This is a genomic window from Paraeggerthella hongkongensis (genome assembly GCF_003726035.1).
GTDB lineage: Bacteria > Actinomycetota > Coriobacteriia > Coriobacteriales > Eggerthellaceae > Paraeggerthella > Paraeggerthella hongkongensis.
The window spans coordinates 40,763-59,252 of the sequence record NZ_QICD01000012.1; the positions used below are offsets into that span (position 1 = coordinate 40,763).

General features: G+C 63.3%; 15 protein-coding genes. 12 read left to right on the forward strand and 3 right to left on the reverse strand.

The window, feature by feature from the left end:
- Positions 1–11 precede the first annotated feature (11 nt).
- The 5 genes from DMP08_RS07315 (at position 12) to DMP08_RS07335 (ending at position 4,921) form a co-directional block, all read left to right on the forward strand.
- Complete coding sequence (locus DMP08_RS07315; RefSeq protein WP_123192275.1) at positions 12–1,313, forward strand: FAD-dependent oxidoreductase; 1,302 nt, start codon at positions 12–14, stop codon at positions 1,311–1,313.
- Positions 1,310–1,609, forward strand: a complete 300-nt coding sequence (locus DMP08_RS07320; RefSeq protein ID WP_123192276.1) for a ferredoxin family protein — start codon at positions 1,310–1,312, stop codon at positions 1,607–1,609. The genes DMP08_RS07315 and DMP08_RS07320 overlap by 4 nt, the downstream gene beginning before the upstream one ends.
- 256 nt (positions 1,610–1,865) lie before the next feature.
- Complete coding sequence (locus DMP08_RS07325) at positions 1,866–2,354, forward strand: DUF1269 domain-containing protein (RefSeq protein WP_123192277.1); 489 nt, start codon at positions 1,866–1,868, stop codon at positions 2,352–2,354.
- Positions 2,355–2,600: 246 nt separating this feature from the next.
- A complete protein-coding gene (locus tag DMP08_RS07330; protein WP_123192278.1) occupies positions 2,601–3,179 on the forward strand; it encodes a helix-turn-helix domain-containing protein in 579 nt (192 codons plus the stop codon).
- A 50-nt stretch (positions 3,180–3,229) separates the two neighbouring features.
- Positions 3,230–4,921 (forward strand): AMP-binding protein, encoded by a 1,692-nt coding sequence (locus tag DMP08_RS07335; protein WP_123192279.1) that lies wholly within the window; start codon positions 3,230–3,232, stop codon positions 4,919–4,921.
- On the opposite strand, the gene DMP08_RS07340 is transcribed toward DMP08_RS07335, so the two are convergent.
- Both DMP08_RS07340 and DMP08_RS07345 read right to left on the reverse strand, forming a co-directional pair.
- Positions 4,894–5,895, reverse strand: a complete 1,002-nt coding sequence (locus DMP08_RS07340) for an MBL fold metallo-hydrolase (RefSeq protein WP_123192280.1) — start codon at positions 5,893–5,895, stop codon at positions 4,894–4,896. The genes DMP08_RS07335 and DMP08_RS07340 overlap by 28 nt on opposite strands.
- Before the next feature lie 183 nt (positions 5,896–6,078).
- Positions 6,079–7,647: a PucR family transcriptional regulator gene (locus DMP08_RS07345; RefSeq protein ID WP_123192281.1), complete on the reverse strand. Its 1,569-nt coding sequence runs from the start codon at positions 7,645–7,647 to the stop codon at positions 6,079–6,081.
- Between the two features lie 332 nt (positions 7,648–7,979).
- On the opposite strand from DMP08_RS07345, the gene DMP08_RS07350 reads away from it, so the two are divergent.
- From DMP08_RS07350 to DMP08_RS07365, 4 genes are all read left to right on the forward strand, one after another.
- Positions 7,980–10,394 (forward strand): molybdopterin-dependent oxidoreductase, encoded by a 2,415-nt coding sequence (locus tag DMP08_RS07350; protein ID WP_123192282.1) that lies wholly within the window; start codon positions 7,980–7,982, stop codon positions 10,392–10,394.
- An 8-nt stretch (positions 10,395–10,402) separates the two neighbouring features.
- Positions 10,403–11,023 (forward strand): 4Fe-4S dicluster domain-containing protein, encoded by a 621-nt coding sequence (locus DMP08_RS07355; RefSeq protein ID WP_123192283.1) that lies wholly within the window; start codon positions 10,403–10,405, stop codon positions 11,021–11,023.
- Between the two features lie 87 nt (positions 11,024–11,110).
- Positions 11,111–12,337 (forward strand): NrfD/PsrC family molybdoenzyme membrane anchor subunit, encoded by a 1,227-nt coding sequence (nrfD, locus tag DMP08_RS07360; RefSeq protein ID WP_123192284.1) that lies wholly within the window; start codon positions 11,111–11,113, stop codon positions 12,335–12,337.
- Positions 12,338–12,339: 2 nt separating this feature from the next.
- Positions 12,340–13,041, forward strand: coding sequence for a TorD/DmsD family molecular chaperone (locus tag DMP08_RS07365; protein WP_123192285.1), 702 nt, complete (start codon positions 12,340–12,342; stop codon positions 13,039–13,041).
- Here the strand turns inward: DMP08_RS07365 and DMP08_RS07370 are convergent.
- Complete coding sequence (locus tag DMP08_RS07370) at positions 13,038–14,147, reverse strand: hypothetical protein (RefSeq protein ID WP_123192286.1); 1,110 nt, start codon at positions 14,145–14,147, stop codon at positions 13,038–13,040. The genes DMP08_RS07365 and DMP08_RS07370 overlap by 4 nt on opposite strands.
- Before the next feature lie 31 nt (positions 14,148–14,178).
- Here DMP08_RS07370 and DMP08_RS07375 point away from each other — a divergent pair, with 31 nt between their 5' ends.
- The 3 genes from DMP08_RS07375 to DMP08_RS07385 all read left to right on the forward strand — a co-directional run bounded on the left by DMP08_RS07375 (position 14,179) and on the right by DMP08_RS07385 (position 18,482).
- Complete coding sequence (locus tag DMP08_RS07375; RefSeq protein ID WP_123192287.1) at positions 14,179–16,032, forward strand: sensor histidine kinase; 1,854 nt, start codon at positions 14,179–14,181, stop codon at positions 16,030–16,032.
- A gap of 162 nt (positions 16,033–16,194) precedes the next feature.
- Positions 16,195–16,944, forward strand: coding sequence for a LytR/AlgR family response regulator transcription factor (locus DMP08_RS07380; protein ID WP_161555436.1), 750 nt, complete (start codon positions 16,195–16,197; stop codon positions 16,942–16,944).
- A gap of 125 nt (positions 16,945–17,069) precedes the next feature.
- A complete protein-coding gene (locus DMP08_RS07385) occupies positions 17,070–18,482 on the forward strand; it encodes a DUF2252 domain-containing protein (protein ID WP_123192289.1) in 1,413 nt (470 codons plus the stop codon).
- Positions 18,483–18,490 lie beyond the last annotated feature (8 nt).

Below are 18,490 nucleotides of genomic sequence, written 5' to 3' on the forward strand. Positions count from 1 at the left end.
AAGGATGAAAGGTGTCTGAGACCGATTTCGACATCATCGTCGTGGGGTCCGGGTGCGCCGGGGCCGTGGCCGCTTACGTGGCCGCGTCCGCCGGCAAGAGCGTCCTCGTGGTCGAGCGCGGCAACTTCGCCGGCGCCAAGAACATGACGGGCGGGCGGATCTACTCGCATTCGCTCAAGGAGGTCTTCCCGGACTTCGAGCAGGAGGCGCCCCTCGAGCGCAAGATCACCCACGAGCGCATCGCGCTTCTGGACGCGCGCTCGAGCATGGCCGTCGACTTCACGAGCGACGAACTGGCGGAGGAAGGCAAGGACTCCTACGCCGTCCTGCGCGCGCCGTTCGACCAGTGGCTCGCCTCGAAGGCCGAGGACGCGGGCGCCGAGTACATCTGCGGCATCGCCGTGGAGGAGCTCATCAAGGACGAGGCGGGCCGCGTGGTGGGCGTGCGCGCGGGCGAGGACGAGATCACCGCGCAGGTGGTCATCCTGGCCGAGGGCGTGAACCCGCTTTTGTCCGAGAAGTGCCTGGGCAACCCGCGCCCGAAGGCGAACGAGATGGCCGTGGGCATCAAGCAGGTGTTCGAGCTGCCGGCCTCCCAGATCGAGGACCGCTTCCTGTGCCCGGAGGGCGAGGGCGCGGCGATGCTGTTCGTGGGCGACTGCACGCACGGAAACGTGGGCGGCGGCTTCCTGTACACCAACAAGGACTCGATCAGCCTGGGCCTCGTGGCCACCATCTCCACGGCGGCCGACGCGTCGAACCCGTACCCGGTGTACCAGATGCTCGAGGACTTCAAGAACCATCCGGCCGTGGCGCCCATCATCCGCGGCGCGAAGCTGGTGGAGCACTCCGGCCACATGGTGCCCGAGGGCGGCTACAACATGATCCCGAAGTACGTCTTCGACGGCTGCCTGGTGGCCGGCGAGACGGCGGGCCTGTGCATGAACATGGGCTACCAGGTGCGCGGCATGGACTTCGCCGTGGCCAGCGGGCGCATGGCGGCCGAGGCCGCGGTCGAGGCCATCGATAAGGGCGACGTCTCCGAGGCGGGGCTGTCCTCCTACAAGGCCAAGATGGAGGACTCGTTCGTCATCAAGGACCTGCGCACCTTCAGCAAGTGGCCCCACGTCATGGAGCACTGGGACTCGATGTTCACCGACTACCCCGTCATGGTGAAGGAGATCTTCAACGCCATGTTCAGCGTGGACGGCGCGCCGCAGAAGCCGCTCGTGAAGCGCATGATGCCCATCGTGAAGAAGCGCGGGCTGTTCAAGCTCGCTCGCGAAGTGAGAGGAGCGACGAAGGCCCTATGAGTGCTATTGCTGACATCACCGTCAACGTCGACGAGTTCCTGGCGTTGGACAAGTACGAGGTGGACGAGGAGAACGCCCACATCGAGCTGGCGGACGACCCTGACACCGAGGAGTTCCTCAAGCTGGTGCGCGTGTGCCCGGCGGCCCTCTACAAGATCGACGAGTCGGGCGCGAAGTCGTTCGACTACGCCGGCTGCCTGGAGTGCGGCACCTGCCGCATAGCCTGCGGGTCGACCATCGTCAAGAAGTGGGAGAACCCCCAGCCCACCATGGGCGTGGAGTACCGCTTCGGCTAGGATCGGAAAGCCCTGTTTCGATCCCCGTATCGTTTCGCCTGACCGGGCCGCAGCATCGCGCTGCGGCCCGGTTGCTTTTCGGCCTCGCGCGGTGCAAGCGCGGTAGGGAGGGGAAGGACGATCGCAGGCGCGCAGCTGGTTTCGGCGACGTTTCGCAACGGTTCCGAACGGGTGCCAAAGCCGGATCTTCCGGTGCCGTGCCGCTGCGTGCGCGTACAGTGGGCCTCGATGAAAGCCAGTGAAAGGAGCAAAGAACATGAGTACGCTCGTTGTGCTCGGGTACCCGAGCGAGATGGAAGCGAAATCCGCTTACCAGAAGATTCTCGACCTTGACAAGAACCTTATCGTAAGCCTGCAATCGGTTGCGGTCGTTGCCCGTCGTGCCGATGGCAAATACGACGTGGTGACGCCTGATTCCAAGATAGGCACGTCTGCGGTATGGGGCCTGTTCTGGGGCGTTTTGTTCGGGGTGCTCTTCTTCGTGCCGATATTCGGCGCGGCTATCGGGGCCGGCATCGGCGCTTTGACCGGCGCCATCGTCAAGCACGGCGTAGACAAGGATTTCCAGGATCGCGTGCGCAACCTGCTTTCCGTCGACGATAGCGCCGCCGTGTTCATGGTGGTCGACGGCATGACCACCGACAAGTTCGTCGAGGCCGTCAAGCCCTTCGGCGGCGACGTGCTGCAAACGTCGCTGTCCATTAAAGACGAGGAAGAGCTCAAGCACGCCTTGTTCAAGAACTAGGCCCCGCCCCGTTTCCGCGCGTGTCGAAGCCGCCCTTTCCAGGGGCGGCTTTTTCACGATGCGCTGCTTGGGGGCCATGCGCTTCGCAAGCTCTCTGCGGCATGGTGGGCGCGAAGGGGGACCCGTGACGATTTCCCAAGCCGTTCCGAACGCCTGTTTTGCCGTAAAACCTATTTCGTGGCTGTGCAAGGGCAAATCATGGGATACCATTGCATTGGGAAACGATCATGAAGAGAGGAGAGTCGCATGATGGACGAGAACAAGCTGGGCAATAAGATCACGACGCTGCGCGAGGCGCATCACCTATCCGTGCAGGATCTGGCCGATCGCTGCAGCTGCGACGTCGAGGTTGTGGAAGGCCTGGAGGCCGGGAAGCTGCCGCCCTCGCTTGCTCCGCTCATCAAGATCACCCGCGCGCTCGGTGTTCGCCTGGGCACGCTCATGGACGACGACGAGAACCTGGGGCCGGCCTACATCGATCGCGAGCAGATGATCGAGGTCGAGCGCGTGAAGTCGCTGCAAACGGCCAGCGATGCGGGCGACTTGAGCTACTTCAGTTTGGCGGCGGGGCGCCCGTCGCGCCACATGGATCCTTTCATCATCACCGTCACGCCCTCCGGCGAGACCGATCATGAGCTGGTCGGCCATGAAGGGGAGGAATGGCTGTTCGGCATGGAGGGCTGCATCGAGATCGAGTACGGCAAGGAAGTCTACGTGCTGCATCCCGGCGAGAGCATCTACTACGACTCCATCGTGCCCCACCAGGTGCGCGCCCACGACGGGCAGAACGCCAAGTTCCTCGCCGTCGTGTACACGCCGCTGTAGGCTCGCGCCTTCGCCGACCGCACTCGATCTACAACAAGGAAGTGACCCGCATGCCTGAACCTACTGCATCCGAGGCCCTCGCCGGCTCACCGGATTATCCCTTGCATTCCGAAAAGACCATCGGCCGCTATTTTCGCGACCAAGTGGCCGTCGATCCCGATCATGAGTTCGTCGTGTACCCGGATCGCTCCCTGCGCTGGACCTACAAGGATTTCGACGAGCGCACGGACAACCTGGCGCGCGGCCTGCTGGCCATCGGCATGGAGCCGGGCGACCATCTGGGCGTTTGGGCGCGCAACATTCCCGACTGGCTCACGTTCATGTACGCCACGGCCAAGATCGGCGTGGTCATGGTCACGGTGAACCCCGTGTACAAAAGCCATGAGCTGGACTACGTGCTGAAGCAGTCCGACATGAAGGCGCTGTGCGTGATCGATGCGTACCGCGACGTCGACTACCTCAAGATCATCCGCGACCTGGTGCCCGAAACGCTTGCGCAGCAGCGCGGTCATTTGGAGACCGAGAACTATCCGCGCCTCAAGAACATCATTTACATGGGGCCGGAGAAGCATCGCGGCTGCTACAGCGTGCCCGAGCTCATCTTGTTGGGGCAGCACGTGCCCGAAAGCGCGCTCGAAGAGGCTGAGACGCGTTTCGACAACAACGACGTGGTCATGATGCAGTACACTTCCGGCACGACGGGCTTTCCCAAGGGCGTCATGCTCACGCACCGCAACATTCTGAACAACGGCTTCTATATCGGCGAAGGCCAGAAGCTCGGGTCTGCGGACCGCGTGACGCTGCCCGTGCCGTTCTTCCATTGCTTCGGCTGCGTGCTGGGCGTGATGGCCAACCTCACGCACCGCTCCACCATGATCATCGTGGAGGAGTTCGACGCGGGGCTGGTGCTGCAGGCCGTCCACAAGGAGCGCGCCACCGCGCTGTACGGCGTGCCCACCATGTTCATCGCCGAGCTGAACCACCCCGATTTCGATTCCTTCGACCTGAGCAGCTTGCGCACCGGCATCATGGCCGGCAGCCCGTGCCCGCCCGAGACTATGCGCGAGGTCATGGATCGCATGTTCATGAAGGAGATCACCATCTGCTACGGCCTGACCGAGACGAGTCCCGTGTTCACGCAGACGAGCGCCGACGACGATATCGAGCACAAGTGCGAGACGGTGGGCCGCAAGCATCCCCCCGTGCTGGTGAAGATCGTCGATCCCGAGACCGGCGAGGAGTGCGGCATCGGGGAGCCGGGCGAGCTGTGCTGCAAGGGCTACAACGTCATGAAGGGCTATTACAAGATGCCCGAGGAGACGGCGCGCGCCATCGACGAGGACGGCTACCTTCATTCGGGCGACTTGGGCACGCTTGACGAGGACGGCTACTACCGCGTCACCGGGCGCGTCAAGGACATGATCATTCGCGGCGGCGAGAACGTCTATCCGCTTGAGGTGGAGAACTTCCTGCTCACCATGCCCGGCGTGCTCGATGCGCAGGTGGTGGGCATTCCCGACAAGAAGCTCGGCGAGCTGGTGGGCGCGTTCATCCGCGTGCGGCCCGGCTACGAGAACATGACCGAGGAGGACGTGCGCGCGTTCGCCATTCCGCGCATCGCGCGCTACAAGGTTCCCAAGCACGTGTTCTTCGTGGAGGACTTCCCTATGACGCCGTCCATGAAGGTGCAGAAGTTCAAGTTGCGCGAGATGGCTCAGGAGCTGGTCGCGACAGGGAAGTAGACGTTGCGGGCATCGCCGTCCTTTGCGCGCTTCACGCGCCCGGTCGCCGTAAGGTGGTCGAGGATGGCGATGCCTTCCATGAGGATGCACCAGCGCTGCATGAGCGAGATCTCGCTCCAGATTCTGCTCGGCACGTTCCAATGGATGCGCCGCACGACGTCCTCGCCGGTCAAGCCCGGTTCGCGTTCCACGATGCCCACGGTTTCATCCAGCCGCTCTATATGGTGGCGCTTCAGCCAATCGATGCGCTCGCGGAAATCGGGGCGGTTTTCGCCATGCGACACCAACAGCGCATCGATCTCCATGTTCCGCACGCGGTCCAGGCTGTTCAGATAGGCTTGCAGGCTGTCCGATCCGTCGGGGAACACGGTGATGCCGGGGGATATGACGAACAGCACATGATCGCCGCCGAACAGGGTTTTGCTGCCGGGCTCGTACAGCGACAGGTGATCGGGCGTATGGCCGGGCGTTGCCACCACCTGAAGGCGGTAGCTTCCAACGTCGACGACGTCCCCGTCGCCCACGACAACCGGCGCGCACCGATCGATGTCGATGACGCGCGGGCCCGTTACCGAGCGCACGAGCGCGTCGGCTTCGGTTCGGGGGACGCCCTCTTCCGCAAGGCGCCGGAAATCTTCATGCAGCTCCGCCGTCCCCCCGTCGCGAGCCATGCCCAAGCCCTCGGCGCTCAGGTAGACGGTCGCTCCTGCGGAAGCGATGCGATCCATAAGGCCCACGTGGTCGTAGTGCAGGTGCGTCAGGAAGTACGATGCTTTCGACGGATCCGCGCCTAGCTCTTCAAGGGCGTCGCGCAGGATCGCGTACCCGTCTTCGGTGGGGGCTCCCGTATCCACGATGAGCGCGTCTGCGCCGTCTTTCACCACGTAGCAGTTGGTATCGCTCGTGCTCACGTTGTTGAACGGCACTTTGATTTCGTATATGTCGGGGTTGGTGCGGATGCGCGTGCTGTGCATGGAGGTTCCTTGCCGGATCGGTATCGTTTCAGGTGCACGATACCACGAAATACGGGCCGCCACGGTATCGCCACGTTTCGCGTCTTTTGGGTAGGCGCGCGTCTTTTGCGCATGTGGACGCGTCATCGGAGGCGAGCTTGCCGAAGGCTGCAGCGCGCAGTGCGCGCTCTCGGGCTGCGCGTCTTATTGGGAGACGATCCTGCACGAGAGAAGAATCCTGAGCAGATCCGCGCTGGCGGCCGAGGGGTCCTCCAGGTCCATCCCGCTGAGGGCCCGTATCCTTTTCAGCCGGTATGAAAGCGTGTTTCTATGGATGAACAGGGTTTCTGCGGCATGCGTGGCGCTGCATCCGCTTTCGAGGTAAGCCCGAACGGTTTCCACGTACCGGGTGTCTTCGCGCGCATCGATGCGCGCGAGCCGCACCACGCGATCGTCGAGCAGCCAACGGGCTTCTCCGGTTAGATTCAGGCGGTCGGATAGATCGTCGAACCAGCAATCGTCGTAGAACCGGGCGATCGTACGGAGTTTTCGCCCGGAAGACGAGCCGTTCTCAAGGTGCTTCAGGGCGAAACCCGCTTGCTGCGCGGCGGTGCGCAGGAAGTGGAAGTCGGAGAACACCGACGAGAATCCCGCCAAAAACCGTACCGGCAATTCGTCGTCGGCCGCCGGTTCCTCCAGACGCTCGCGTATTTCGTCAAGCGGATAGTCCTTTTCTCGGGCAACCATGAGGTAGGCATCGTCTTCGGCCTCAAGGAACCGAGCACGCGGGTACCGCCGTTCGATCCGTCTTAGCGTTTGGCGGTGAGGGCCCTCCCAGTGCTCGCTTTGCGCCGACCCGCTGAAGCGGCAGACGTAGTACGGATCGTCGAGGGACCAGCCGAGCTTCGAGAGCTCGTAGGCCAGCACGCGCCCGCGCACGGCATTCCCGGCAAGCAGCTCGTCGATCGGGTTTTTCGAAGACTTGTCCAGCTGGGGGTAGATCTGCCGGGGAAGAATCAGCACGAGCAGCCGTCCCAGGTGGTCCGCGAGCACCAGATCGCTTTGGGTGAAGGCCGCGTTCGCATCGACCAGTTCGAAGCATCCGTGGTACGCGCCGTTGTGCAGCAGGTTGCGAACCAGGTAGGAATGCCCGGTTCGGGACGCGCTTTTGACAAAATAGGCTCGATCGCAGCGGAAAGCGTTTTCGGAACTGCTCATCCAAAGGTCGAAGTAGAGCTCAGTCGGGCACACGCCCGTTTCGATAGCGGTCGTCCATAGCTCGTCATGGAAGTCGTCCGGCAGGTGTCCGGCGCACAGCACGTAGTACAGCGCGGAGTCGGATACCATGAGGGGATTGCGAAACGCGGTGGCAGCTACGTCCATGACCTCTTGCAGCGACGCATCGCGCGCCATGGCCTCCAAAAGCGACTCCGACCAGGAATCAAGCCTCATGCGAAACTCAAGCAGCCGCGCCAGTAGCGCGCTTGCCTGAAGCGTTCGGGACGGGTCGGGCACCAGCACGGCGGGCAGCGGCAGCGCGTCGGCGTCCGGCAGGTCCGGACCCAAGATCAAAAGCGCCCCTTCGTCGAACGCATCGATGTCGATGCGTTCGAGCGTTTCCGCCTCTGCGATGAATAGGCTTCCCGCTCGAGGCTTGCTGGTGTTTTCGAGCAGTTCTATCCGGTCGAGGTCAAGGTGCGTCGAATGCTCGAACAGTGCAACGGGCGAAAGGTCGGCCAGTACGTCGTACACAAGATCAAGGTTGAAGCGCATGGTGCCTCCTTCGCGCCGAAGCGCCGTCAGACGACCGGTCGTCCTTGTCCTTCGAACGGGGCGCAAGGTTTCGGATTATTCGGTGAAACGCGATGTGAATCGTTGCATGCTCTCTGCTATAGCATCTTTTCACCTGGGATGATACTCCCGTTTGTTCAATATGCACAAAGCTTGGGCCACGTATTTCGGCGGATGGAATAAAGACGCGTTCTCGCAGGTTTCCTACACTGCGGCCTGATGCGGGTTGCGTGACGGACGAGGGCCAGGGGGACGGCACGGCGTGCGAAGGGCTTGGCGCGACCCGAATGCAAGCAAGACGATAGGAGAAATACATGGAGTTGACGAGGCGCGGTTTCCTCGCGGGGTCCCTCGCCGCTTGCGGCTTGGCCGCAGCGGGGGCCGACATGTTCACGCCCGATAGTTGGCTGTCGCCTGCTGTGGCGTATGCGGGTATCGGCCCTTCGGGTGCCGAGCGCGCGGCATCGGGCGAAGAGCATACGGCTTGCACGTACCATCAGGAGCATTGCGGCGGCATGTGCCCGCTCAAATGCACGGTGCGCGATGGCCGTCTGGTGAAGGTGGAGCCGAATACGTGCGTGGAGGATCGTTACGAAACGATTTGCTTGAAGGGCATTTCCGAAGTGCAGCATATATACGGGGCAGGGCGCGTGCAGGCGCCTCTCAAGCGAGTAGGCGAGCGGGGATCGAACGAATTCGTGCAAGTAAGCTGGGACGAGGCGCTCGATAGCATCGTTTCGCGCATCAAGGAGATCCAGCGTGATCACGGCAAGCAGGCGGTTATGGTCACCTCGTCGAGCGAAGCGAACATGCCGTTTCTGGCGTCGCTGCTGGGCGCGCAGACCGGCGGCAATGCCGGTATCGACGTGGGAATGGGCAACGGCCTGGATCCCGCCATCGGCTATGGAGGCGGTTTCGCCATGGCTACGGGCGAGGCGCGCGATTGGGTGAACTCCCGCATGGTGCTTATGGTGGGATGCAACTTCTGCGAGTCCAGCCTGCCTCAGGTTCGTCTGTTCTTCGAGGCGAAGGAAGCCGGCGCGCGCATCGTGTCGGTAGACCCTCATTTCTCGACCACGGCCGGCAAAGCCGACGAATGGGTTCCCATCGAGCCGGGTACCGACGCGGCCCTGTTCCTTGCCATGACGTCGGTGATTCTTGACGAGGGGCTGGCGGATCGAGCGTTCATGGCCGCCCATACGTCGCTGCCCTTCCTGATCGATGTTTCGACAGGACGGCTTGTGCGCCAGCATGCGGAAGATCCGCAGGCTGAAAAGCCCCAGACGGGCGCTGAGAACCCGTTCTTCGTTGTCGATTCGGCTACGGGCCAGCCCGTTCCTTACAATCAGTCGGGCGTTTCGGCGGCTCTTTCCGGCGAAGTCGTCGTTGACGGAGCGCGCGCCCGAACAGCGTACGATGTCCTGGTCGAAGGCCAAAAGGAGTTCACGGCGGCATGGGCTGAAGGCATCACGGGCATTCCCGCTGCAAAGATCGAGTCGCTTGCGCGCGCGTACGCCAAAGGACCGTCGTCGCTTGCGCTGGGGTGGGGCGGCAACGACAAGATGGGCAACGCCGACATCGCAGGCCATGCTGCAGCCGTGCTGGCTGGCGTGACTGGTAACATCTGCAAGCCCGGCGCGAACGTCGGCGTGTTCGTAGGCGGATGCTGGAACGGCCATTCCACAACGTTGGGGTCGTGGAAGCTGCCCGATGCTCTGGTTCCCTCCAAGGACGAGATGGCGGCTTACGACATGCGCACGAAGCCTAACAGCGTGAAAGCTTACATCTGCTGCGGCGACCTTGTTGCCCAGCATTTCGCCAATATGTCCAAAACCGAGGACTGGGTGCGCACGCTCGATCTGATCGTGTCCATCGACCCGTACTTCACCGAAGGCGCCAAGTGGGCCGACTACGTACTGCCCGCTACGACGCGCTTCGAGCTTGATGCCGAAGTGGGCGCCGTGAAAGTGGGGTACAACCAGATCGTACTGCAGAACAAGGTGATCGATCCGCTCTTTGAGGCGCGTACCGATTTCTGGATCCAAAAGGAGTTCGCGAAGCGGCTCGGCTGCGAAGACGCGCTGCCGAAAGACTCGGCCGAGCTGGCGTCGGCGATTCTTTCAGGAGCCGAAGACCCGCAGATCGCTTCTCTTACCATCGAGCAGATCAACGAGCACCACGGCACGTGGCCCCTGCCCGGCATCGAGAAGCCGCGTCAGGAGTACGCCGACTTCGCGTTCGATACGGTTTCGGGAAGGTTGGATCTGTATTATCAGAACCTCGTGCCTTTTGGGCAGGAGCTTCCCCAATGGGAGCCGACGCTCGAGGCGAACGCGCAGAACCCTTTGCGCAGCGAATTTCCATTGCAGCTGGCCAACGTCCGCACGCGTTTCCACATTCATAACCAGTTCAACGATGCGAAGTGGATCCAGCAGTACTTCGAGCCCACGCTGGACGCGAACCCCGCCGATCTTTCCGCGCGTGGCTTGGCTACGGGAGACACGGTGGAAGTGTTCAACGACCGCGGCGGCTTCGAAGTGCGCGTTCATGGCAATCCCTCCATTCGCCCGGGATCGATTCGTCTGGTAGAGGGCGCTACGGCCGATTATCTAGCGCGAGGCAACATGCAGTCCGTTACCAACGATGCCGCGGTGGAGCGCGGCGACGAGCTGCTGTGCGGCCCGGTTATCCCGTTCTCCGACACGCTCGTCGAGATTAGAAAGGCGTAGGGGCAATCATGACGAAACTGGCTATCGCCATCAACCTGAACCGTTGCGTAGGCTGCCATACCTGCGCGAACGCTTGCAAGATGCAGAACAACGTGCCTATGGGGATGCTGTGGAACCGTATCCTGACCAAGGACTGCGACGTCATCGACGGCGCATTGGGCGAGTATCCCAACTTGACGCGCGTCTACCTGCCCGTGCAGTGCCAGCATTGCGAGAACGCCGCCTGCCAAAAGGTGTGGCCCACGGGCGCAACCTACAAGGACGCTTCGGGGCGCGTGGAGATCGACTACGACAAGTGCATCGGCTGCCGCATGTGCATGGCGGCCTGCCCGTTCAACGCTCGCGTGTTCAACTGGGACGAGCCGGTGCGCGAGCCTGCCTTCAACTACGGTGACGCGCGCGTTCCCGTACGCGTCAAGGGCGTGATGGAAAAATGCACGCTGTGCAAGGAGCGTACCGACGACGGGGACATTCCCATGTGCGTGCGCGTGTGTCCGGCGCGCGCCCGCACGTTCGGCGATCTTGACGATCCCGACAGCGACCTCTCGAAGTTGGCGTGTTCGCCCGAAGCCCATCATCTGCTCGAAGAGAAGGGCACGCGTCCGCAGCTTTTCTATATCGGACTTTAGATCGTATCGCTTGGTCGGGCGGCGTGACGTCGTGGCGTCGCGCCGCCCGATCGGCTGAGCAGATCCGTGCGTTAAGGAGAAACCTACATGCAGTTAACAAGAACCTATAAAATCGCCTTCGCCGTGTTGGCCGCCCTTGCGGCTGTCGGCGTGGGCGCGTATGCGTGCCAGTTCGTCGGCGGGTTGGGCGTCACGGGCATGTCGAACGGCACGTCGTGGGGCCTGTACATCGCCTGCTTCATGTTTTTCGTGGGGCTGTCCGCGGGCGGCCTTATCGTGGCTTCGTCGGCATCGATCTTTCACGTGGCGGAGTACAAGAAGGTGGCCCTTCCCGCCATCTTGGTGTCGCTCGTGTGCATCTGCATCGCGGGCTCGTTCGTTTTGATCGACCTGGGCGGCATCGTGCGCCTGCTCAACTTGCTGGTAACGCCCAACTTCGTTTCGCCGCTTCTATGGGATATATGCGTGATCAGCACGTATTTGGTTATCAACCTGGTCTACCTGTACTTCATGACGTCGCGCAAGCCCGGCGCAAAGGACAAGGTCGCCGTCGTGTCGCGTTTCGCGCTGCCGGTGGCTATCCTGGTGCACTCGGTGACGGCGTGGATCTTCGGCTTGCAGATTGCGCGCGAAGGCTGGTACTCCACCATCATGGCTCCGCTGTTCGTGGCGTCGGCCATGGATTCGGGCTTAGCGCTTTTGCTGCTGTCGCTTCTGTGGATGAACCGGCAGCGCGTGTTCGCTACGTCGCGCAAGCTTATCGCGAACCTGGCGGGCCTTCTTGCCGCGTGCGTCGCGGTGGACGGCTATATGGTGGGATGCGAGGTGCTGACCATGGCTTATCCCGGCACCGAGCACGGCATGGAGGTGTTCGGCCAGATGGTGTGGGGCGCAACCGCTCCCTTCTTCTGGATCGAGGTTATCGTGGGCGTGATCATTCCGTTTTGCATCCTCGTGTTCGCGCGTAATCGCCGGCGCCCCTGCTTGGTCGCGTTGGCGGCGGCAGGCGTTGTGGTCGGCGTGTTTTGCAAGCGCATCTGGCTTTTGTTCACCAGCTTCATATTCCCGAACGTGTCGGGCGCTCCGGGTCTGGTGAGCGGGTCCAGCTCGTCAAGGGGCCTGTACGGCATGGACGGTTGGGCAGTGACCAGCTCGTATGCTCCTACGCTGCCCGAGATCCTGATCGTCGTGGGCATGGTGGCTGTGGGCGTCATGGCGTTTTTGCTGCTGGCGAAAGTGTTTTTGCGCTACGACCCCGCTCCCGCCGAGGCTGACGACAAGGCTTGGGAGCGTAGTCGAGGAGCGGAGGAGTAGCTATGATGGAATGCGCCGAGTGGTCGGCATCGGTGCTTGCGGCAACCTCGACCTGGCGGGACGTATGGCGTAGCCGGGCGGAAACGTTCGCGTTTCTTGGCAACAGCTTGCTGCGGCCCATGACCGCCGAAACGTCGATCGGACTGCACGAATCGTTCTGGGATGCGTTTTCCCAGCAGCTGGGCAGCGCTTTTCGCTGTCATGATCGGGCTGCTTTGGGGGTCGATCGGCTGAAGCGCTATGCGCGCGGCGCCTCCTCGTGCCGCGATGCCGCCGTCGAGCGCGTGGACGTGGAGTACGCGCGGTTGTTCATCGGCCCGCCCAAGCCTGCGGCGCCGCCTTGGGAAACCATGTACGCCGTGCGCGGGCGCGTAGGGGAGGCGGGCTTCGGCGATGCGGCCTTCGAGATGCGCGCTTTGCTGCGCGACGCGGGCCTTGCCGTGCGCGGGCCGAGCAACCAGTACCCCGACCACCTTGGCCTGGAGTTGCTCTACTTGGCTGCGGCTTGCGGGGATATGGCGACGGGCCAGCGCCCCGCGGGCGACGGGCGCCGTTTGGCGCGTTTCGCAAGCGAGCATCCGGCTTCTTGGGCGGCGGCGCTGCGCGAGGCGGTGGAGGGCGCCGCCCCCGAAGGCTACTACCTTGGTATCGTGGAGGTTGCCGAGGGCGCGTGCTGCGCGTTCGCGGAGGGCGTCGGCGTTTAGCGACGCTTGGCGCGCATGACGGCGATCGCGCCGCCGGCTATGCCCACGACCCCGGCCGTCAGGCCCAAGGCCCAGGCGAATCCGGGCAAGCCGGCGGGCTCGTCCGCGACCTCGCTTGCGGCGGCCTCGGGCTCTGCGGCTGGCTTTTGGGTTGCGGCGGCGCCAGGCTCGACGGTTGGTTCCTGAGCGGCGTAGGCTTTTTCGGGTGCCGGGGCGACCGACGGTTGCGCAGGCTCGGACGCGGCGCGCTCCTGGGGCGCGTCGCTCGCGCGAACGCCGCCTGCGCCCGTCGGCTCAGATGCCTCCTGCGCGGCAGACCCGTTGCTCTCCGGCGCTTTGGGCCCGCCTTCGGGATGGACGCGATCGCTTTCGCCCTGTCCTACGCCTCCAATGTTTCCGCCCGAGCCTCCCGAATCGGTTTCGGGAGGATTGACCACCGAAGGCGGCGGCGTAAGGTCGTTCTCGTCGTCGGAGGGACGCGAGCCTTCGGGATAGGCGATCAGCGCGGGCTCGAAGGTCGTCTCCACGGTTTCGCCGTCTTGGAGCACGACGGCTGTGGCGCGAAGATAGAAGTCGCGGTAGTCGACGGTTTCAGAGAAGCGAAAGACCGCGCAATGTCGAATGGACGGATTGGCGAAGTCGTCGTCGTATACGGCCCTGATGCCATCCCCTTCAGGCGTTTCGTACATCAGGTGGTCTTCGTTCCACGTGTAGGCGCCCCAGCGTTCCCAGGAGTCTGCAGGGTCGTCGGCGTAGCGGCGGTCCAGGTACAGAACCTGCAAGTCGGGATGCTGTACCTGCCCCCATCCGGGATCGATGGGGAGCGCCGGCAGAAACAAGATGGTCGTCATGCCCTTTCCCGGTATGATCCTGACGATTTGGCCGTACGGCTGCTCGACGGTCGGGGACGCGCTGCCGCTTCCCGGATTTCCGCCGCCGAGAACGCCGCCGCCTCCCAATGCCTCTTGTGGTGATGCGGCGCTTTCGTGTGCCCAGGCCGATGGCGCGCTCGGGCATGCGCACCCCATGGCAAGCGCCGCGCATGCGGCAAGGACGCAACAGTTGAACGCCGTTGCCTTCGATTCGTTTCTGGTATGATGCGACACGAGGATCCTATCGTTTCGGGGGAGGGGCACTATGTCGGTTCGCGCTATCGCCCGTGCAATTGCTCCTGCTGCAGTGGTGTTTCTTGCGGTTGGCTGCCTGCTTTCGTTCGCCTACTTCCATGATAACAAATACGCTGCGCCTCCGCCGTACGGGGACGACGGCTCGATCGTGCTTTCGGACGACGATGCGAATCGGCCGGTCCCGCTTGTGGACGGCTGGCTCGTTTCCGTTGACGGGTCCGCCCCGATCGAGACGTTCATCGGGCAGTACTCGAACTTCTCGTACCTGCCGAACGGCACGTCGGCGTTCGGTAGTGCGACGTACCGTTTGGACGTGCGCTACGAAGGGTCGCGCGCCGAGCGCGCGCTTGTCGTTTTGCTGCCCGAAGTGTTTACCGAGTACACGCTGTACGCCGACGGGCTTCCGGTGGCGTCTGACAAGATGGGCCCGGAAGCGGCTCTGATCGTAGGCGATCGCACCGAGCTCGTGTTGGAGGTTCGCAATCAATCCCATTACTACAGCGGCCTTGTGTACCCGCCCTTGATTGGGTCGGCGCAGGCCATCGCACGGGTAGAGCTGGCGAATTCCCTGTCGACGGGCGTGCTCGCGTTGCTTCCGCTTGCGTTGGCGCTGTTCGCGTTCGCGGTGTACGGGCGTCGCGGGGAAGATCCGGTCGTGCGGGATTTCGGCCTGCTGTGCTTGGCTTTGTCCATTGCGGGTTGCCGGGGAATTGCTTGGCGCCTGGGTTTGGGAGAGCCGTGGGTCTATGCCCTGGAAGATGCGGCATGGACGGCGGTGTTCGTTTGCGCGGCGTCGGTGGCGATGCGCTCGACCGGCGTGTTCGATCGGTCGTGGGCGCGCATTGCTCGTTGGATTATGCTCGGCTTTCCGCTGGTCACGTTTGTATGGGTAGCTTTGGTCATTCCGTTTTGGCCGGTCACCGTCGAAGCGTACGGCGCGTACCAAACCTTGCTCAGGCTGGGCTGCTGGGTCATGCTGACGGCCTGCGCGGTGATCGGCTTGGGGTCGCGCAGCCCCGAGGCGCGCTACGTCTTGTGCGCGTGCGCTGCCTTGGGTGCCTCTTTGGGCGCGAACCTGCTGGACAACAACGCGTACGAGCCGCTGTACGGCCTTTGGCAGCAGGAGTACGCGGCATTGGCCATGGTCGCCGTGTTCGCATGCATGCTGGTCGTTCGCGTAAGGAGGATGAGCGTCGCGCAGGAGCAGGTGCGGGAGCTGTCCGTGCGGGTTCGCGCCGCGAAGGACAGCTTGCTGCACATGCGCCGCGCCGAAGAGGCCACCCGGATGGCGCGCCATGATCTGCGCCATCACGTGGAAACGTTGCGGGGCCTGCTTAAAGAGGGCGCTTTCGATCGATGCCGATCCTACCTGGACGAGCTTGCTTCCGGCCATGATGCTACGGCTCCGGTTCGCTATTCTGACAACCTGGTGGTGAACGCGGCTCTGACGGGGTATTTGGCGCCCGCCCAGGAACGGGGCGTTGAAGTGCGGTGCGACGTGCACGTTCCCGAGGAGCTGCCGTTGCGCGACACCGAGCTTGCGGTGCTGTTGTCCAATATGCTGTCGAACGCGTTGGAGGCGTGCGACCGTGCGCGCCTTGCGGGGCGTCGGCGCCCTTACGTGGACTTCGCGATGCGCGTCGAAGGCGACCGGCTGGTTGCACGGTGCGAGAACGCCATGCCCGCCGATACGTCGTTCGATGCTACGAGCAAGTCCGACGGGGGCGATCACGGATGGGGCCTGCCCGCCATGCGCCAGATCGTCGAGGCGCACGACGGCGCGCTGGTTATCGATTCGGACGAGGGCGCAATCGTCGTGCGCCTTGTGCTGAAGCTTGGGAACGGGGCGGCAGCGCGGAGTTGACGAGGCTCTTCGGCGTCGCGCCGTTGTTTTCCGCGTGCTCTATCGCGGCAAATTCGTTGCCGATAGCCGCATGTCAATAGTGGTGCGCTGTTGAATTGCGAGTAAACTGTTTAAAGTAAGAATCAGAAGGTTGCGTCTTTGCGAGGAAGGCAGGAAGGCGAGTTGAGGATAGCGATCTGCGATGACGAGGACGTCCGCCGCACCGAGTTGCGTACGGTTCTCGATCGCGTTTTGCAGGCGCGCGGCATCCACGCCAGCTGCGAAGAGTACGCCGCAGGCCAGAAGCTGATCGCTGATTCCGCGGAAGAGCCTTTCGATCTCGCGTTCTTGGACGTGTACCTAGAGCGAGAGAGCGGCCTGTCCGTTGCGCGCGCCTTGCGCAGCGCCGACGCGAACATGCATATCGTGTTTTTGACCGTATCGCGCGAACACGCCGTGGACAGCTACGAGGTGCGCGCAACCGATTACCTGATCAAGCCCGTAAGCGAGCAGGGGATCGAACGCGTGCTCGACCGAGTGCTGCCGTCTTCTGTGCCCCGCTTGGCGTTTCGCGTGGGAACCGGGCGACGCTACATTCCCTACGGCGACATCCTGTATTTGGAAAGCCGCGACCATGCGGTCTTGCTGCATACCGTGGACGGCGCTTGCTATCGTGGTTTCGCCAAGCTTGGCGACGTGCAGGACCAGCTTGACGACGACCGCTTCTTGCGCTGCCATCGCAGTTGCCTGGTCAATATGGACTACATCGCCGACGTGCGGGACGACTTCGTTTTGAACGACGGCACCTGCGTTCCCGTACGCGTGAAGGAACGCCGCAAGATGCACGAGGCGTATCACCGATACTTCGTGGATGCGACCTGCGGGGAGGGGGGCCGGGCTCCACGTTGTCAAAGCGACCGATTTCGCGGTTGATGCGCCCTGTTTCGCGGAAGGCGGGCGTTGCGGCGCCGCTCGCCTATACTGTACTCTCCACTGCGCCTTGCACGAAGCGGCAGTATGCGGTCGGAGCGCTTCGCGCGCTCGGAAGGGATGGTCCCATGAAGTTTGATTGCGATTGCAACGCGGCCGCTGAAAGCGCGCTTTCCCGCGGCAAAGCGCTGCGCGACGCCGTTCCGCGCGCATCCCATGCCGTCTGGTCCGTGCGGACGGGGCGTTCCCAGGTCATCGACGTTTTAAGGGAGCAGGAAGCGGATTGCTTGCGCTATCTGCTGCCCGAGCGCCATCTGCGCATGAGCGCGTCCCCCTTCGCTTTTTTCCGCGGCAACGCGGCGGGCATGGCGGCCGACCTTGCGCGCACCCCTTCCACCGGTTTGGCGGTGCAGGCGTGCGGCGATGCGCATATAGCGAACTTCGGCGGCTTCGCGGCACCTGATCGGCGCCTTGTGTTCGATATCAACGATTTCGACGAAACCGCGCCCGCGCCGTGGGAATGGGATGTCAAGCGCCTGGCTGCAAGCATCGAGATATGTGGGCGCAACCGCGGCTTCAAGCCCAGTTGGCGTCGCGCTGCGGTGCGCTCTGCGACGGCGGCTTACCGCGAGGCCATGGCCTCGTTCGCGCGCAAGGGGGCTCTTGACGTGCACAGTGCGCGCCTCGATGTGGAAGAGGTGTTGTCGCATGCCTTGCAGGGCGCTTCCGCAAAGGAGGAGCGCCGCGTGCGCAAGCAGCTCGAACGCGCCTTCTCGAAGACGAGCGCCCGTGCGTTCGGTCGGTTCGTGCAGGTGGGCGAAGCCGGCGCGACCATCGCGTTCGATCCTCCCAACGTGGTTCCGCTCGACCGGTTCTCGTCCGTTGCCGAGGCCGATCGCGTGGCCGCTTCGCTCATCGAGCTTTTGGAGGGGTACCGTGAAAGCCTTGCGCCCGAGCGGTGCTGTCTGTTCGACCAGTACGAATACCTTGACGCCGCCCAGAAAGTGGTGGGCGTGGGAAGCGTGGGCACGCGAGCGTGGATCATCGCGCTTGTGGGCCGAGACGTGCGCGATCCGCTTGTACTGCAGGTGAAAGAGGCGCAAGCTTCGGTGCTCGAACGTTATTGCGGCCCCAGCGGATGGGCGTCCCACGGCCAGCGCGTGGTGCAGGGGCAGCGGCTCATGCAAGCTGCGGGGGACGTGCTGCTTGGGTGGACGAGCGCGCCGGACGAGGCGGGTCGCCAGCGCGATTACTACGTACGGCAGCTTTGGGATTGGAAGACGTCGACCGATCTTGAAACCGCGCCCGCCGCCGAGATCGAGGCCACGGGCCGTTTGTGCGGCTGGACGCTTGCGCGCGCTCATGCGCGCACGGGCGATCGGTGCGCCATCGCAGGCTACCTGGGAGCATCGGGTTCGTTCGACCGGGCCGTAGCCGATTTCGCGCGCGCCTACGCCGACCAGAACGAGGCTGATTACCAAGTGTTCGTCGATGCGCTGGCCCACGGCGGCCTTGACGCCGGTCCGGGACCGCTGTCGTAACAAGGCGA

Coding starts and splice junctions, on each gene's coding strand:
- DMP08_RS07385 (WP_123192289.1), top strand. CDS start 17,070: ATGAAGTTTGATTGCGATTGCAACGCGGCCGCTGAAAGCGCGCTTTCC.
- DMP08_RS07350 (WP_123192282.1), top strand. CDS start 7,980: ATGGAGTTGACGAGGCGCGGTTTCCTCGCGGGGTCCCTCGCCGCTTGC.
- DMP08_RS07325 (WP_123192277.1), top strand. CDS start 1,866: ATGAGTACGCTCGTTGTGCTCGGGTACCCGAGCGAGATGGAAGCGAAA.
- DMP08_RS07365 (WP_123192285.1), top strand. CDS start 12,340: ATGATGGAATGCGCCGAGTGGTCGGCATCGGTGCTTGCGGCAACCTCG.
- DMP08_RS07355 (WP_123192283.1), top strand. CDS start 10,403: ATGACGAAACTGGCTATCGCCATCAACCTGAACCGTTGCGTAGGCTGC.
- DMP08_RS07330 (WP_123192278.1), top strand. CDS start 2,601: ATGATGGACGAGAACAAGCTGGGCAATAAGATCACGACGCTGCGCGAG.
- DMP08_RS07375 (WP_123192287.1), top strand. CDS start 14,179: ATGTCGGTTCGCGCTATCGCCCGTGCAATTGCTCCTGCTGCAGTGGTG.
- DMP08_RS07320 (WP_123192276.1), top strand. CDS start 1,310: ATGAGTGCTATTGCTGACATCACCGTCAACGTCGACGAGTTCCTGGCG.
- DMP08_RS07340 (WP_123192280.1), bottom strand. CDS start 5,895: ATGCACAGCACGCGCATCCGCACCAACCCCGACATATACGAAATCAAA.
- DMP08_RS07345 (WP_123192281.1), bottom strand. CDS start 7,647: ATGCGCTTCAACCTTGATCTTGTGTACGACGTACTGGCCGACCTTTCG.
- nrfD (WP_123192284.1), top strand. CDS start 11,111: ATGCAGTTAACAAGAACCTATAAAATCGCCTTCGCCGTGTTGGCCGCC.
- DMP08_RS07335 (WP_123192279.1), top strand. CDS start 3,230: ATGCCTGAACCTACTGCATCCGAGGCCCTCGCCGGCTCACCGGATTAT.